Annotated in this window: 17 protein-coding genes; 12 read left to right on the top strand and 5 right to left on the bottom strand. The window is 33.9% G+C overall.

What is annotated here, in order from left to right; all coding sequences use genetic code 11:
• Positions 1-150 precede the first annotated feature (150 nt).
• Genes N4A68_10485 through N4A68_10475 form a run of 3 tightly spaced genes read left to right on the top strand, consistent with a single transcriptional unit; the run spans position 151 to position 3,210 of the window.
• Entirely contained in the window at positions 151-1,026 is an 876-nt protein-coding gene (locus N4A68_10485) for an energy-coupling factor transporter transmembrane protein EcfT (protein ID MCT4564719.1), read from the top strand.
• Entirely contained in the window at positions 1,008-2,591 is a 1,584-nt protein-coding gene (locus N4A68_10480; protein ID MCT4564718.1) for an ATP-binding cassette domain-containing protein, read from the top strand. Before N4A68_10485 ends, N4A68_10480 begins: the two co-directional genes overlap by 19 nt.
• A 1-nt stretch (position 2,592) precedes the next feature.
• Complete coding sequence (locus N4A68_10475) at positions 2,593-3,210, top strand: ECF transporter S component (GenBank protein ID MCT4564717.1); 618 nt, start codon at positions 2,593-2,595, stop codon at positions 3,208-3,210.
• A 221-nt stretch (positions 3,211-3,431) separates the two neighbouring features.
• On the opposite strand, the gene N4A68_10470 is transcribed toward N4A68_10475, so the two are convergent.
• Positions 3,432-4,613 (bottom strand): FprA family A-type flavoprotein, encoded by a 1,182-nt coding sequence (locus N4A68_10470; protein MCT4564716.1) that lies wholly within the window; start codon positions 4,611-4,613, stop codon positions 3,432-3,434.
• A 771-nt stretch (positions 4,614-5,384) separates the two neighbouring features.
• Here N4A68_10470 and N4A68_10465 point away from each other — a divergent pair.
• Positions 5,385-5,750 carry a carboxymuconolactone decarboxylase family protein gene (locus N4A68_10465; GenBank protein MCT4564715.1) on the top strand — a complete coding sequence of 122 codons (366 nt, stop codon included), beginning with the start codon at positions 5,385-5,387 and terminating at the stop codon, positions 5,748-5,750.
• 195 nt (positions 5,751-5,945) lie between these two features.
• Here the strand turns inward: N4A68_10465 and hcp are convergent, their stop codons facing one another.
• Positions 5,946-7,595 carry a hydroxylamine reductase gene (gene hcp, locus N4A68_10460; protein ID MCT4564714.1) on the bottom strand — a complete coding sequence of 550 codons (1,650 nt, stop codon included), beginning with the start codon at positions 7,593-7,595 and terminating at the stop codon, positions 5,946-5,948.
• 456 nt (positions 7,596-8,051) lie between these two features.
• On the opposite strand from hcp, the gene N4A68_10455 reads away from it, so the two are divergent.
• Positions 8,052-8,819 (top strand): formate/nitrite transporter family protein, encoded by a 768-nt coding sequence (locus tag N4A68_10455; GenBank protein MCT4564713.1) that lies wholly within the window; start codon positions 8,052-8,054, stop codon positions 8,817-8,819.
• A gap of 102 nt (positions 8,820-8,921) precedes the next feature.
• Here the strand turns inward: N4A68_10455 and N4A68_10450 are convergent, their stop codons facing one another.
• The 3 genes from N4A68_10450 to N4A68_10440 form a co-directional block, all read right to left on the bottom strand.
• Positions 8,922-9,107, bottom strand: coding sequence for a DUF1858 domain-containing protein (locus N4A68_10450; protein ID MCT4564712.1), 186 nt, complete (start codon positions 9,105-9,107; stop codon positions 8,922-8,924).
• A 62-nt stretch (positions 9,108-9,169) separates the two neighbouring features.
• Entirely contained in the window at positions 9,170-9,835 is a 666-nt protein-coding gene (locus tag N4A68_10445) for a hypothetical protein (protein ID MCT4564711.1), read from the bottom strand.
• Positions 9,828-10,532, bottom strand: coding sequence for an NAD(P)/FAD-dependent oxidoreductase (locus N4A68_10440; GenBank protein MCT4564710.1), 705 nt, complete (start codon positions 10,530-10,532; stop codon positions 9,828-9,830). Before N4A68_10440 ends, N4A68_10445 begins: the two co-directional genes overlap by 8 nt.
• 796 nt (positions 10,533-11,328) lie before the next feature.
• On the opposite strand from N4A68_10440, the gene N4A68_10435 reads away from it, so the two are divergent.
• From N4A68_10435 to N4A68_10405, 7 genes are all read left to right on the top strand, one after another.
• Positions 11,329-12,711 (top strand): sigma 54-interacting transcriptional regulator, encoded by a 1,383-nt coding sequence (locus tag N4A68_10435; GenBank protein ID MCT4564709.1) that lies wholly within the window; start codon positions 11,329-11,331, stop codon positions 12,709-12,711.
• Between the two features lie 417 nt (positions 12,712-13,128).
• Positions 13,129-13,434, top strand: a complete 306-nt coding sequence (locus N4A68_10430) for a (2Fe-2S)-binding protein (protein ID MCT4564708.1) — start codon at positions 13,129-13,131, stop codon at positions 13,432-13,434.
• On the top strand, positions 13,431-14,528 hold the full coding sequence (locus N4A68_10425; GenBank protein MCT4564707.1) for an FAD-dependent oxidoreductase: 1,098 nt from the start codon (positions 13,431-13,433) through the stop codon (positions 14,526-14,528). Before N4A68_10430 ends, N4A68_10425 begins: the two co-directional genes overlap by 4 nt.
• A 27-nt stretch (positions 14,529-14,555) precedes the next feature.
• Positions 14,556-15,038, top strand: coding sequence for a 4Fe-4S binding protein (locus N4A68_10420; protein MCT4564706.1), 483 nt, complete (start codon positions 14,556-14,558; stop codon positions 15,036-15,038).
• 12 nt (positions 15,039-15,050) lie between these two features.
• Complete coding sequence (locus tag N4A68_10415; protein ID MCT4564705.1) at positions 15,051-15,341, top strand: (2Fe-2S)-binding protein; 291 nt, start codon at positions 15,051-15,053, stop codon at positions 15,339-15,341.
• Entirely contained in the window at positions 15,334-16,482 is a 1,149-nt protein-coding gene (locus N4A68_10410; protein MCT4564704.1) for an FAD-binding oxidoreductase, read from the top strand. The genes N4A68_10415 and N4A68_10410 overlap by 8 nt, the downstream gene beginning before the upstream one ends.
• A gap of 398 nt (positions 16,483-16,880) precedes the next feature.
• Positions 16,881-17,303 (top strand): 4Fe-4S binding protein, encoded by a 423-nt coding sequence (locus N4A68_10405; GenBank protein ID MCT4564703.1) that lies wholly within the window; start codon positions 16,881-16,883, stop codon positions 17,301-17,303.
• The last annotated feature ends 3 nt before the right edge of the window (positions 17,304-17,306 follow it).

The following is a 17,306-nucleotide window of genomic DNA, read 5'->3' as shown; positions in this document are numbered from 1 at the left end:
GCCCCTTTGTTATTTTCTTTTTGAGTAAATATTTCCAATAAAAGAAAAAAATGATATAATATATGGGGTTATGTACCTTAGAACTTCTCCTGTTTGGAGAGGTTCTTGGTTTATGATTTAAGAAAAAATTTTAAAATTAAAGGTGATCCTATGATTAAAGTACATCCTTTTAGTGTAATTGTATACTCGTCAGTTCTGTTTTTGATAACGTTATCATTTAGTCATCCCCTTTATATATTATCCTTACTACTAATAATTGTTTTAAATATTGTTATCCTAGGACATAGACAACAGCTCATAAATACTTTGAAATATGGGTTGCCTACGGCGATATTGATAATAATAGTAAATCCCATTGTGTCACAAAAAGGTAGAACAGTTATATGGCAAGGATTAAGACTACCTGTACTTGGCACAATAAAAATTACCTTTGAGGCCTTATCCTATGGATTTAATATGGCCGCAAAACTGATTTGTATAATGTTTGTATTTTTACTTTACAGCATATTAACGGATCAAGATGAAAGCTTTAGCTTCTTTTCAAAATATGCCCACAAGCTTACTTTAATACTCTCAATGACTACAAACATTATCCATAAGCTGAGATTAGAAATAATGAGGGTTAAGGACGTAATGATTTTAAGGGGAGTAAGATTTGACCATAAAAGTCCTATCAAAAGGATAAAAGTATACTATCCGATATTAAAGGTGATCTTGATATCGGCTCTAGAAGGTTCTTTAGATAGAGCCGAAGCTTTATATTCCAGGGGTTATGGAAAAACAAAAAGAACTGCTTATTCAAAAATAAAAATGAACAATTTAGATTATATCTTCATTGTATCTAATATTATTCTATTTTTAGTGTTTGTAGCTTCATTTGTAAAAGGAATTGGAAGATATGAATTTTATCCTGTACTTAAGGGTTTTACGAACATGGAATTATTATATATCATCTTTATAGATTTTATTTTACTTATTCCGTTTTTTCTTATTTGGGGGTGTAAAAGATGGAAATTTTTAAAATAGAAGACATGACATATTATTATCCGAGACAAAAAAAGGCAGCTATAAAGGATATTAATTTATCCCTATTTGAAGGGGAGTTTATATTACTACTTGGCAAATCTGGATCTGGAAAATCCACATTAGGAAGGGTATTTAACAGAATAGTACCTGAGTTTTATGGAGGAGAGATAAAGGGAAATATTAAGACGGATGTGGAAGTTGGCATGTTATTTCAAGATCCAGAAAAGCAGCTAGTAATGGATAAGGTTGAAAGAGAGCTTGCCTTTGGACTTGAAAATATAGGAGCAGAATATGAATTGATGAGAAAAAAGGTAATGGAGACCTTAAGCTTTTTAAATATTATGGATATAAAGGATCAAAAAACCTACGAGCTTTCTGGGGGTCAAAAACAAAAAGTGGCTTTAGGAGCCACTTTAGCCATGGGAAATAAGCTTTTAGTATTAGATGAACCGACATCTCAGCTTGACCCAGCCACTGCAGATGAAATATTACATATATTGAAGAGGCTTAACGAAGATCTAGGATATACAATAGTTTTAATTGAGCAAAGGATTGATAGATGCTTTCACTTGGCTGATAGGATATTGTTTATGGAGGAAGGTGAGATTGTATTTGATGGTATTCCAAGGGAATTTGTTAATTGGAGTAATGCAAGCAATACTAATTTCTTACCTACTGTATCATATTTATTTAAAAGACTTGGGAATGAAAAATTACCCCTTACAGTAAAGGAAGGCAGAAGAGAATTAAAGAAAATGAATATTCCACTAAATAAAGTAGATAGTGGAATAGGAGCTATCAATCACATTGATAGGGAAGATATTATTAAAATAGAAAAGCTAGAGTTTGTTTATGAAAATGGAAATGAAGCATTGAAAGGAATGGATTTAAAGGCATATAAGGGTGAAGTTATAGGTATAATGGGGGGAAATGGAAGTGGAAAGTCAACATTATTAAAGAATATATCAAAGTTATTGAAACCAACAAAGGGGAAAGTGACGGTAAAGGGTGAAGTTGGATACCTTTCTCAAAATCCAAATGATTATTTATTTAATGATACCCTATATGATGAATTAAAATTCACCCTAGATAACAAGGGGATAAAGGATTATTCAATAATAGAAAATGTATTGATGGATTTAGATATTTTAGAATATAGAGACAAAAATCCAAGGGATTTGAGCGGTGGAGAAAGGCAGAGGGTGGCTTTAGCCTCAATACTAGTTATGGAGCCTCAAATACTCCTTATGGATGAGCCCACAAGAGGACTGGATAGGCATATTAAGGACAGGCTAGGAAAGATAATGCTGGATTTAAAGGCTAAAGAAAAGACGGTTCTACTTGTAACCCATGATGTAGAATTTGTTGGAAAGTATTGCGATAGGGTATGCTTAGTATTTGATGGAACAATAGCACAGGTGGGATCAAAGTATGATGTCCTTGACTCTGGAATATTTTATTCAACTCAAATTAATAAGCTTTTTAGCGGGTTAAAGGATAAAATAATTAGCCCTAGGGATGCCTTAAGTTTATTTGATAGATCATTTATAGAAGGAGATCATTAATATGAATTATGGAATAATCTCTGTTCTGATTGTGACGGCATGTCTTATACTAATCTTTGTTTATTATGAAAAAAAGAAGCTATCTGTAAAAGAAATTGCTATTATTGCAACAATGTCAGGCTTAGCTGGGGTATCAAGGGTTCCCTTTGCAGCAATACCTAATCTACAACCTACCACCTTTTTAGTTATAGTCAGTGGTTACGTATTTGGTCCAATCTTTGGATTCATGGTAGGCGTTGTTTCCACACTAGTTTCAAATTCCTTTCTTGGTCATGGGCCATGGACTCCATGGCAGATGATAGCATGGGGATTAGCAGGTGCAAGTGCTGGACTTCTAAAAAAAATGGGTAGAAAGCCCTCTAAAATAGTGTTAGGTATATTTGCTTTTCTTTGGGGATTTCTTTATGGGTACATAATGAATCTATGGCATTGGCTATTCTTCATATACCCTTTAAATTTTAGAAGCTTTATTGCTATCAATATAAATTCCTTTTATTTTGATTTGATCCATGCTATAGGCAATTTTGTATTTGCCTATCTATTTGGGACAGATGTTATTAATGTTTTAATTAGATTTAAGGACAGGATCAGTTATACTGAAGTCATATATAAAAAATAAGTGAAGGGAATTTATGTCCCTTCACTTATAGGCTGTTGACAAACCCGAATTTCTTTGTTATTGCTTCAACCAAGAACCCTTACGTATGTCTATATACGCTACGGCCTCTCGGTTTCAGCACGCCTCGAACTTCGAATTTCTCAACAGCCTGACATCTTGTTGACTTTGTCAACAATCTGAAGTGAAGGGAATTTATATCCCTTCACTTATTTTTTATATGTCTATATATGTTTAGCAAATTCCTTACCAAATTGTAAGCACTCTTCTAATGTCTCATCCGATGGGAAGAATTTTTTTGAAAGAGCTTCAAATGGAACCTTAAAGCTCATTTGTTTTAAAAGGGTATGAGCCATTTTTATACCCTCACCACTCCAACCATAGGAGCCAAAAACTCCAGCAATTTTACCCATATTTGCCATTGGGTCTATAACTGAAAGAACATCCCACATGGGTTTAACCATGGTCTTATTAATTGTTGGTGATCCTAGGATAAGCCCTTTGGAATTATTAATTGTGAGATGTATTTTCTGAGTATCTTCAGCTTCAATATCCAGATACTCAACCTTTACTCCCTCAGACTCTAGCCCCTCTTTAATTTTTTCAGCCATTAACATAGTATTTTTATAGGCCGAAATATAAAGCAATGCTACTTGTTTTTTATTTCTGTTTTCCACAGCAGTAGTAGACCATTCTAAATACTTATCCATATTGTAGCTTGGGTTTTCTGAAAGTATAGGACCATGGGAAGTGAGTATGGTGTCTATTTTGAGGTCTTTTACTTTATTAAGTGCATTTAAAACATGTTGTGCAAAGGGTTCTACAATGCATTCATAATAGTGCTTTAGAGATTTTTTATAATCCTCACTATGAACAGTTTTAGGATCAACTGAGCTAAAGTGTGAACCAAAGGCATCACATGTAAATAATATGTTTTCCGATTCATCAGATACGAACATAGTATCCGACCAGTGTAGGAATGGAGCCGTGATAAATTTCAGCTTTTTACTTCCTATATCAAGGGTTTCTCCATCCTTTATCACATGACAATTGAACTCTCCATTTATTTGTTCCTTCAAAAATATACTAGCAGCCTTTGTGCAGTAAATAACTATATCAGGGTTGATTTCAAGTATATATTTTAAGCTCCCTGAATGATCAGGCTCCGTATGATTGATTATTACATAATCCAATTTCTTAATATCCGTAAGCTTGCCAAGCTTTTCAAGAAATTCGTCTTTGAAATTAGCCTTAACCGTATCAATCAGTACCTTTTTTTCATCATCAATGAAATATGAGTTGTATGTTGAGCCGAACTCAGTTTTCATTATAATATCGAAAACTTCCAGACCCGGATCTAATACTCCAGTCCAATATACATTACCTTTTATATTAAAAGCTTCCATAAATACACCTCCTAAGATATTTAAAGCTTTATAAAAATCTAGTTATAGGGAATTTTAGTATAGACTTTAACTTATACTATGAAAACCCTATATATAATTTTGTCAATAGAATTATACCCTACTTAAGGATTGCAAAACATTTTTTAAACAAAATATTAGTTATGGGCATAGAGTCCACGGAGCAAGAATTAATATATACATATCAAAGCTCCCCAGAAATATCAGATATTTTCCTATGTATATATTAAGATTCACCCTAAAATCCCTATAGAACATAAAAAGTATAAGTACTTATAATATTATAAGCAATTTTTTATAGATTTATTTAATGATCAAATAATTAAATTTTATTTAGTGCTTTGTTAAAAAATGTTAACAGATACGGTTGTTTTTGTCAACTGAGGAAATTGCATAATTACTTTCTATAAAAACCATTAAGACGTAAAATATTTCAAAAAAAATAATGAATGCTTCTATATTTTTTCTCTGAAATATATTAAACCTTGAGGTTGTTTATATTTACATGCAGTTTTAAAATCCTTAGTGCTATACCATCAAATATGATTATAGGTTAAGCAATTAAATCAAGGATCATATTCCCATACTAGGCTTAGCCAATTAAGAATTACGAAATTTCTTCAACTATTTGATGTTTATATGATATGAATCACAGAATTGTATATATAACTGAGGGTATTATATAAATAAGAATAGCAGAGTACATACTTATTAAGTATAGGTATTCATATTTGATAAAAAGGAGGAAAAACTATGGATAGAAAAAAATTACAAGAGGAATTTAAGGAAGAGATAGGCTTTGTACCGCCGGGAGTAATGGTATCTCAAAGCTTTGGAGAAAACTTTCAAAGGATAATCTCTGAGTATCATCATGAAATTTGGAGAGATGGTGTCATACCTTTAAAATACAGATATTTAATTGCATTTGCTACAGCAGTTTTTGATGAAAATGAAAGAAGAGCTAAGCTGGAAATGAATAAGGCTATAAAATATGGAGCAACAAAGGAGGAAATAATCGAAGTATTAAAACAGCAAGTATGGATGAAGGGGGCACCGACCTTAGTCCAAGTAGCGCCCCTTGTTAAATATATGGAAAGCAAGCTTGGCAAAAAGGACTAAAGTCCATTTTGCAGTTCTAAGTGGTAAGTTCTAAGTTTTGAGTTGTAATTTAGGGTTACAAAAGCATAATCATTATATTTTAAACTTAGAAATAATAGTTTGAGCTTTATATGAGGTTCTTCAAAAAGTACCTTAGAGAATGACCGGAATCTTAGAACTTACAACCAAAAAAGCGTCAACCAGACGCTTTTTTAACTATCCCAATATTGCCTTTAGATCTTCGTCGGGTGTTGATATAGCTTTGATATTAAATTTATCTACTAGGACTTGAAGTACATTTGGAGTAACAAATGCAGGTAATGTGGGGCCCAGATAGATATCTTGAAGTCCTAAGTAAAGCAGTGTCTGCAATACTGCAACGGCCTTTTGCTCATACCATGAGATTATAAAGGAAAGTGGAAGGTCATTTACATCACAATCAAAGGCTTCAGCCAAGGCAAGGGCAACTTGGATAGCTGTATAGGCATCATTACATTGACCGCAATCAAGAATTCTTGGGAATCCAGCTACGGTTCCTAAGTCAAGCTTATTAAATCTATATTTACCACAAGCTAGTGTGAGGATTGCAGTGTCCTTTGGCGTTTTTTCAGCGAATTCTGTGAAATAATTTCTTCCGGGTCTTGCTCCATCACAACCGCCTATCAAGAAAAAGTGTTTTATCTTACCGGCCTTTACGGCATCCACTATTGCACCAGCACTTTCTAACAAAGCATTTCTACCGAATCCCATTGGAATTCTCTTCTCTGGTTCATCCTCTGGAAATCCACTTAACTCTAAGGCCCTATTTATCACTGGTGAGAAATCCTTTTTACCATTAACAGTTTCAATATGCTGAATATCAGGCCATCCAACTATACTTGAAGTAAATATCCTGTCTTTATAGCTTTCTCTGGGTTTCATCAAACAGTTACTTGTCATAAGTATGGCTCCTGGAATACTATTAAATTCTTTTTGTTGATCCTGCCATGCACCACCGTAATTACCTATTAGGTGGGGATATTTTTTGAGCCCAGGATAAGCATTACATGGAAGCATTTCGCCGTGGGTAAATATATTGACACCCTTTCCATTGGATTGTTCTAACAGATCCCCTAAATCCTTTAGATCATGTCCAGAAACTACAATGAATGGCCCCTTCTTCTTAGTTATAAGCATTTCAGTGGGTTCAGGATCTCCAAAGGCACCAGTATTTCCAGCATCTAGAAGTGCCATACACTTGAGGTTAGCTTTTCCACATTCCATATTTAGATCAAAATAATCCTCAACAGTTAAGCTTCTATCTAGTGTAGCACCCATGGCTTTAAACATAAAATTGGCAACTTCTTCATCATATTTGCCTAGCACATAAGCATGATGATGATATGCACCCATACCCTTTATTCCATAAATAAGGAATTCCCTTAGGGAACGGATATCCATATCTAAATCTTCATCATCCATAACACCGAGGTTTGGTCTACTAGGTATATTAAGTATTTCACCTCTAGTTTCAGGAGCTATGAAATCCGCATCTATTGGAACATTTTCAAGCTGACCTGCACTTTCCTTTAATTGTTTTTTGATTGTATTAGCCTCTTTTATGTATTTTACAAATCTTTGACTATCAAAGTTTACGTTTGTGAGAGTGGCGAATACACATTCTGTGAGAAACTCTCCCATCTCTTGGGGAATTTTATTTCCACGTTCAATATTTTTAGTGGCATAGAAACCTATTCCTTTTAGTAAATAAATCAAAACATCCTGCATTTTAGCCACATCAGGATCTTTGCTACAGACCCCAACCTTAGTACAGCCCTTTCCCCCCGCAGTTTGTTCACATTGCCAACAAAACATAGCATTATCCATATATTGACCTCCTAATATTGATTATAATCATATTTAGTTTTCCAACTTACTTCTCAAATATTCCCATAGAATACTATTTGATGATTTTTATTAGGGAAAATAGAAATACTATAGGGTATGATAATGAGAATAGCAAATAGGAACGAGGAATTTTATCTATATAGGAAATTGCATAACTCTTACTTGGCAGAATTGCATATACGAATATCATCCTTGATTTAATTGCTTAAGATATAAGCATATTTGATGGTATAGTTCTTAAGGTTTTTTAACTATATATAGTAGATAGTTTTTGCAGAAGGTAATTATGCAATTTGCTCTATATAGAACACGTTAACAAATCTATATTTTAAATTTTCTAATAATCAATGCTTATAGGGGATTTGAAAGGGCGGTATACAAAGGATTTATTGGTATATCTATGGTTAAATATTTGCATATGAGTGAGGTGTCATAATGTACAGTGATTTAGTAAATAGAGTTAGTAAATCAGCTATAGCTAAGGTTCATACCTTAAGAAGCAGTAAGACTAAATACTTTATATCATCTATACTAGCAGGTATGTATGTTGGACTTGGAGTATTCCTAATTATGACCATAGGGGGAGTTCTACATGGAGCCCCGGCAACAAGGATAATAATGGGGGTTTCCTTTGGTGTTGCATTGAGCCTAGTGATCATGGCGGGTTCAGAGTTATTTACAGGTAATAATTTTGTCATGGTTATAGGGGCCATGGAGAAAAGTGTCACATGGCTTGAGGCATTAGAAATATGGATATACTCATTTATAGGAAATTTTATAGGGAGTATATTTATAGCATATTTATATTTAAAGACAGGACTTGCCAAGGGGGCTGTTTCAGATTTTATTTTAAAAGTTTCCTCGGCAAAGATGAATGCCCCCACAGGTGAACTTTTCTTTAGAGGAATTTTATGTAATATTCTGGTTTGTATTGCAGTGCTATGCTATATAAAATTGAAGGAAGAAACAGCTAAGTTAATTATGATATTTTGGTGTTTGTTTGCATTTATAACCACAGGATTTGAGCATAGTATTGCCAATATGTCCCTACTTTCCCTAGGATTATTTCTACCCCATGATGCCATGGTCAGCCTTTGGGGTTTAGCTCATAATCTAGCACCAGTAACAATAGGAAACTTTATAGGGGGAGGATTAATATTGGGATTGGCTTATTGGTACAAGGGGCATAAAATCATTAAATAAATTGCTTTGTAGTTTTCACAACAAAAAAACTGTGAGTATCCCATTTAAAATGTAATACTCACAGTTCTAAAAAAATAGTTATATAATACTAAACATGGTAAATTATTTATTCAATTCTTCTAAAAGCTTTTCTAAATCAATGCCATGTACCATAGCTGCTTCACCTAAAGATTCCATTTGAGCTGAAGGGCATCCTAGACAACCCATTCCATATCTCATTAAAATTTGAGCAGAGTTAGGGTTAATTTTCAAAATTTCACTTATTAAAGTATCCTTAGTTACTGCCATAATAATATCCTCCTTAAAATATATTTATTTTATATAGGGGCATAAGCCACTATTACAACAAATTATACTGTTTTTACTATTTCATGGATAAGTAGTTTATTATTATCCATATTTTCAATTTTAAAGTTATATTCATAGTTTGAATTAACTGATTGTATAAAATTTGAAATCCAAGTGTTACGAAGCTCATATAGAATATCTAAATTACCACTAACATTAATCCAATAGTTTTTATGGAGACAATTTAATACTCTCCACTCTAGTTTAGTATCTTCATTTACAGTGATATTATTTACATTATCACATGGCGTACCATCCAGTATATAATTGTTTAGAGTCTTATAAATAGCTGAGGCAGAGGTAACATCATAATTGGATTTTGCATCTTTGCCACTTTTTACTGCTTGTTCTTTATAACAATTCTTTATTATATTCATACCCTTTTCACCATACTTATTAACAATAAAAGTTATTAATGCAGCCTGCCTTGTTTCAGCTATTGTAATTTTATTTTGAAGCCAGCCATGAATATTATTTGTGTCGATCAGCTCTTCAAGGGGCTTATTCTCCAATGGAAGGCCGATTTTCTCATGTAGCTCCTTTGTAATATCCCATAGGCTTATATTAAGTTTTTGTTCAATGCTTTCTATTATATCAGATTCTAAGTTTTCGTAAAGAAAAATTTTATTAAATAGCCAATAATGAATAGGTCCTAAAAATTTACTCATTAATAAACTCCCCTTTATATGATTTCATTCTTTTTTCAAATATGGCAATAATATCTTTTTTAAATTGATCAATTGATATTCTATCTATAAAATGACCTAACTTTTCTCCCATTTCAGCCTTATCACAGTAATATTCATAGATGGCTTCAACCATATTATAGGCTTCATCTGCACTTAGATTTTCAGCTATTTTATCCGGTAATCTTGGATGAAAACCTGCACTGCCTCCAGTAGCCACTATATAGCCATTTACATCTCCTACCACAGCAATATCCTTGGCATAAGCACTGGCACAAGCATTTCTACATCCTACCACAGCTATTTTTGTTCTATTTGGTGTACTCGCACCATAGAATCTTTTTTCTAATTTCATCCCTAGGCTTAAGGAATTTTGCTTAGATCTTTTACAAAAAGAAGCAGGGCACATCTCTACATTTTTTACAGAATAGGAAGATAGAACTCCGGGTTGCATATCAAGTTCTTTCCAAACCCTTTCAACATCATCGGGATTGAGGTTTAGTATAGCTATTCTTTGACCCGATGTTATTTTTAGAACGCCTCCATATTTTTCCGCTACTTTAGCAATTGTTATTAGTTTATCGGGACTTATTAATCCACCTGGTATACGTGGAGTAACACCATATGTTTTTTTACCATTTCTTATTTTTTGAAGAACTGCATTCTTAGGTGCCTTCATATATATCACCTTACCTTTAGAAGTTTTATAGAGATTCCAGTGAAAACTTTAATTTTGGGAAATCTATATAGATATGTGACTAAGAAAATTAATAAAAAGAAAAGAGAATGACTTCAAGAATTTAGTAAGAAAACTATCTGAAAGATTTGTGAAAAATTCGTAGAACTGACAGGACGTCAGTTCTTAGGCCATGGGGCATGGACGACTCACGGGAGCGTTAGAATTTTTCTCAAAGCTTGAAGATAAAGTTTTCTCTAAATTCTTGTCGGATTGAACGTTCTTTTTATTAATTTTCAAAATCCCAAATCTATATTTAAATACTTTTTGGATTAATTATATTATAGGAGTAGCTCTGGATTTAAAATATGATTTAAATCACAAAATAAAAATTTTTATTATCCTGCATTTAGCACAGTGTCCATTTTGTGCTTAGTATAACTATATAACCCATGATCCCATGTCTAAGCAGATTTTAAGACCTATTGATTAATTAAACTTCGGAAATTAAACATCCATATATGAATATAGTATATTAGCTATCACCATTTTTATACTTTCTAAAAACTAAAGCAATTTATAAACATACTGACAATTTTAGGTTACAGCATTTCTAACCTAGGCACATTAAAAAAATAAACTAGTCATACTACTCCTATCCTTGATTATTTTCTTCATATGTCTTAAAACTTATATGCAAAAAAAAAGGTGATCTAAAGCAATTGTCGAAATATAATAAATATTCATTAAAAATCAATTTGTAAACTCCTTATTAAGGAAATGAAAGAGGGGAATAAATATGTTATTTCTCAATTCAACAATAGATATAATATTAGATAATGTAAATGATGCGGTTTGTATTGTTGATAGAGACTGTATAGTAAGATTTTGGAATGAAAAGGCTGAAGAAATATATGAAGTCAACAGACAACATGTGGTTGGGAAACATATAAATAATCTTTTTCCCACTGCATTACTTCCTAAGGTTATAAAAGAAAAGAGACCCTATGTTAATGTATATAATAGTCCTAGGGAGGACTCCCATAATATAATTACTGCCAGGCCCCTTTATAGTGGAAGTGAATTGATAGGAGCCATAAGCTGTGATAGAGATATAACCGAATTGATTAGATTGACTACAATTCTTGATAAAACCAAATTTGATTTAAAGGTCCTCGAAGAGGAAGTTACAGCACTTAACGAAAACAGGTTTTCCTTTGACCAAATTGTAGGAGAAAATATAAAGTTTAAAGAAATAATAAATCTATGTAAGAATGTTTCAAAATCAAAAATAAATATGATAATAACTGGTGAAAGTGGAACGGGAAAAGAGGTATTTGCAAGGGCAATTCATATTGAAAGTAGAAGAAAAGGTCATTTTATACCGATAAATTGTAGTGCTATCCCAGAAGATTTGATGGAAAGTGAGTTGTTTGGATATGAAGGAGGAGCGTTTACTGGGGCTCTTAGAAAAGGAAAAGTAGGGAAATTTGAACTGGCACATGATGGGACATTGTTTCTGGATGAGATAGGGGATATGCCATTATCAATGCAGCCTAAGATTCTAAGAGTACTAGAGGATGGGATGATAACTAGGGTCGGGGGTTCAAAATCCATAAGGGTTGATGTAAGAGTAGTTGCTGCAACTAATAAAGACGTAAAGTTAATGATGGAGAAAGGAATGTTTAGAAAGGATTTATATTATAGATTAAATTCTATATTAATTGCACTGCCGCCGTTAAGGGAAAGAAAGGATGACATACCTGAGCTAGTAGATAGGTTTATTGAACAATTTTGTATTACCTATCGCTGTAATATACCTGAAATTCCAACAATGGTTATGAATATGATGATGAATTATGACTGGGAAGGAAACATAAGAGAGCTTAGAAATATCATAGAGAGAATAGTTATATTAGTAAATAACAACAAAGCAAAGGAAGTGGACATAGATTTTTTACCTAGGAGCATAATAGAAAGTAATAAAGAAAAAATAGAATATAAAAAAGAAGCCTTTGATCTTAATAATATTATAGAAAAGGCTGAGAAAGATGCAATCCTAAATGCGATGAGAACATCTGGAGGAAATAAAGCAAGAGCAGCTAAACTCTTAAATATACCTAGAAGTACGTTGTATTTTAAATTAAATAAGTATAATTTTAATAATATTTTAACAAGATAGCCTTCAATACATGGAATAATTAGATTAAAAATGAGCAGATTTTTTTAAAAGCTAGGATTTTATATAAGTGTCAGAAAATTGACTTTAGTGTCTGTTTTCTGACACTTTCTTTTGCCAACAAATCTTAAATTATGTGTCGGATATTTGACGTTTTATAATTTTCAAAATCCCATATCTATATAGGGTTTTCATAATATAACTTAACTTATACATGGACAAATATGCGATGGTTCGGGGCATTTTGGGCGTGTATAAGTTAAAGTTTATACTAAAATTCCTATATTAGATTTTATGGCATAGGATTTGCTTATTTACTTGTAATAAAGCTTTTAATTATTAAGAACAAATAAATAGAATTTGGGTTGTCTCAAAGGTGTTCTTGAGTTCAGCCCACGATTATGACGGGAGGGGTAGTCTATGAGAATCAAAAAACACCCTGTTTTGAAGTTTGAAAAGGGTAAAAAGATAAAGTTTACCTTTGATGGAAGGGAGTATGAAGGATATGAGGGGGAAACCATCGCCGCGGCACTTCATGCAGCAGGAGTAAAGGTGTTAACCCATAGTCATGAAAAGAAAAGACCGAGGGGCTTTTATTGTGCCATAGGGAACTGTGGACAATGTGTTATGGAAGTGAATGGAGTATCGAATGTTAGAACTTGTATAGAACCCCTTAAAGAGGATATGGTTATAAAAACTCAGAAAGACAAAGGAGGCATACTATGAAGCAAGTAGAAATCCTTGTTGTTGGTGGAGGCCCGGCTGGACTTTGTGCAGCTATAAATGCCGCTGAGGCAGGTGCAAGGGTGCTTGTACTTGAAAGAAATGAGAAGCTTGGGGGACAATTAATAAAACAGACCCATATGTTCTTTGGTTCAGAAAAGCAGCATGCTTCAGTAAGGGGCGTTGATATCGCTACATTGCTTTTTAATAAAATTGATGAGTTGGATAATATTGAGATTTTGAAAAATGCTACAGTATTAGCTATATACGATGATGGTGTTGTTACAGCGGAGATAAACGGCAAATACACAAAAATAGAATCTCAAAGGATAATAGTTTCAACGGGGGCAAGTGAAAAGACATTGGCATTCCCAAATAATGATTTGCCAGGAATCTATGGTGCTGGAGCAGTGCAGACACTAATGAATGTACATGGAGTAAAGCCAGGAGACAATGTATTAATGCTAGGAGCAGGGAATATAGGATTGATAGTAAGCTATCAGTTGATGCAAGCAGGGGTGAAGGTTAAGGCGATACTTGATGCAGCACCGAAAATAGGAGGATATCTAGTACATGCTTCTAAGGTAAGGCGTATGGGAGTTCCTATTTATACTGGATATACCGTAAAGGAAGCCTATGGAAAAAACTACTTGGAAAAGGCTACTATAGTCAAGTTAGATGAGAAATGGCAGCCAGTAGAAGGAACTGAAAAGGATTTTGAAATAGATGTTTTATGTATTTCCGTTGGACTATGTCCATTAGGAGAGTTGTTATGGCAAGCAGGCTGTGAAATGAAGTATGTAGGTCAATTAGGAGGGTTTGTACCAGCTAGAACCGAAAATTTGGAAACCACAAGGGAAGGCATTTTTGTAGCAGGGGATGTTTGTGGAGTTGAAGAAGCGACCAGTGCTATGGTAGAGGGTTATTTATCGGGATTAGCGGCGGCAGAGTCCCTTGGTTATAAAATAGTTGATTTTGATGAAAGAAAGCAAGACTATCTTGACCAACTTGAGTCACTTCGTTCAGGCCATGTGGGAGATAAAATACGTGAGGGGCTTGACCAAGTAACGATTAGGAGTGAAACAGTAGTAGGATAACAGAATTGTAATAGTGGAGGTGTCGGAATGTTAGAAAGTACTGGAGTGCCTTCTGCAAAGCAGATAGACAGTGTTTTTCCTTCCGAGGAAAGATTAGAAAAGGGAGCCGTTGCAGTGATTGAATGTTATCAGAATATACCTTGTAATCCTTGCTATACTGCATGTAAGAGAAATGCTATTAAAAAATTTGAAGATATTAATGATTTGCCACAGATAAATCATGATAATTGTAATGGATGTGGATTATGTATAGCCCACTGTCCAGGGCTGGCGATTATGATAGTCGATGCAACTTATTCCGAGAATGAGGTTCTAATAAAAATTCCTTACGAATTTATTCCATTGCCAGAACAGGGAGAAGTGGTTAAGGGGTTAAATAGAGAAGGGCAATATGTATGTGATGTTAGGGTAGTAAGGATACTAGATTCAAAGGCATTAGATAGGACTCCTATAGTTTCTATTGCTGTTCCAAGACAATATATGAAAGTAGTAAGAAATTTTAGGATGTAAGGGGGATTAACTATGTCAGACGATAACATAATATGCCGTTGTTCAGATTTGACCAAGGAAGATATAAAAAAATTAGTGAAGGAAGGTTATACCACCTTTGATGAGATCAAAAGGGTGAGCAGAGCGGGAATGGGGCCATGTCAAGGAAGGACATGTATGCCATTAATTTTGAGGGAAATATCAATAATAACAGGTAAACCCATATCACAAATTATGCCTGGGACATATAGACCTCCTGTAAAAGCCATAACCCTGGGACAAATTGCGGAGGCTGGAAGTGAAGGAGGCAGAGAGGATGATTAAAACTGCTGATGTTGTTATTATTGGTGGAGGCATATCGGGAGTGTCTATAGCCTATAATTTAGCTAAAAAGGGAGTAAGAAATGTTGCTGTCATTGAGAAGGGATATTTAGCTAGTGGATCAACTGGAAGATGTGGAGCTGGCATTAGGCAGCAATGGGGAACGGAAATGAATTGTAAAATAGCGAAGTTTGCCTGTGAACTCTTTGAAAATGCTAATGAAGAACTGGAGTATGATGGTGATATAGAGTTTAAGCAAGGTGGGTATCTAATGATATCTAGTACAGAAAAGGAGCATGAGCAATTCAAGAAAAATGTTGAGCTTCAAAATAGTTTAGGGATTCCATCGAGACTGTTAAACCTTGAAGAAGCTAAGGAGATAGTTCCCTTCCTAAATACGGATGGACTTATAAGTGCAACCTTCTGTCAAAAGGATGGGCATCTTAATCCATTCCATACTACAGAAGCTTTTGCAAGGGCGGCGGAAAGACTTGGTGTTAAAATATATAAATTTACAGAGGTTACTGATATAGTGATAGAAAATGGTAAAGTTAAAGGTGTAAAAACTACTAAGGGAGATATCTCTACAAATATCGTTGTTAATGGGGCTGGAGGATATTCACAAGCAATAGGTAAGATGGCTGGTATCGAACTTCCAGTATATTCAGAAAGGCATCAAATACTGGTTACAGAGGCAATAGAACAAGTACTTGGGCCTATGGTTATGTCATTTTCATTAAATCTATATTGCCAGCAGGTTCCCCATGGAGGATTACTCATGGGTAGAGGCGATGAAGGAGAGCCAAGGGATTTACGTATAACATCGGGATGGCATTTCTTAGAGGAAATGGCTAAAACCATCACAGGGATACTGCCACCCCTTAAAAATGCCAGAATGATAAGACAATGGGCGGGGATTTATAATATAACTCCAGACAGGCAACCAATTTTGGGACCAGTAGATGGGGTTGAAGGTTATTACTTAGCAGTTGGCTTTAGTGGACACGGGTTCATGTTTGGGCCGGCAACTGGCGTATTGATAGCAGAAAGTATTTTAGGTGAGGAAACTACTTTACCAATTGATATGCTTCATCTAAATAGATTTGAAAGAGGTGAATTAATATTTGAACCATCGGTTGTTTAATATAAATCTTTATATATGATACTAAGGTGTAGAAATTATATTTCCCAGGGACTTCATGTCCCTAATTTTTATTTAGGGGAGACTCTGGTAAATGTTTTAAAAAATATAAAAATTTAGTATAATTAAATTGTTGATAGCCATTGACTATTCATTAGTTAAACACAGTTAAATTCAATGGAAATCATGGATGTGTCAATTTTTAGATACGATGTCCTAAAAACAGGCGTCTCGAAAAGAGGCAAAAAAAGGAATTTTTAAGTTGTTTTAAGTCCTTGTACCATTTGTATAATTGGCATGTAAATTGCAAACATATTTATATCATACCTATAAAAGAAGTAATCTAAAACGTTTCAAGCTATACAAAACGTAATTTATTATAAATCAGGAGGTGAGCTTTTATGAAGATACTAACTAAAAATGATGAATTATGTATTGGATGCGGAGCATGTGAAGAGGCATGTTCTAAAGCCTTTTTTAAGGAAGCAAACAGGGATAAGTCATGTATAAAAGTGGATGTTAGTTTAGAAAAGAAAATAACAGCTTGTACTCAATGTGGTGAGTGTATGGATCAATGTCCAGTGCTTGCTTTAAAGAGGGATGCTAGGGGAATAATAAGAGTTGATAAAAACAGATGTGTAGGATGTTTGATGTGTGTTGGATATTGTACTGAAGGGGCCATGATGTATCATAGTAGTTCACATGAACCTTTTAAATGTATAGCATGTGGTATTTGTACAAGGGTTTGTCCTACAAATGCATTGAAAATTGAGGATGTTGAGGTAGAAATGCTAGAAAAAGTTACTCCAGCTACTATATTTTAGAGG

The sequence above is a fragment of the Maledivibacter sp. genome, assembly GCA_025210375.1.
Classification (GTDB): domain Bacteria; phylum Bacillota; class Clostridia; order Peptostreptococcales; family Caminicellaceae; genus JAOASB01.
Note: the sequence above shows the minus strand (reverse complement) of the source record. Positions and strands in the feature narration are given on the sequence as shown.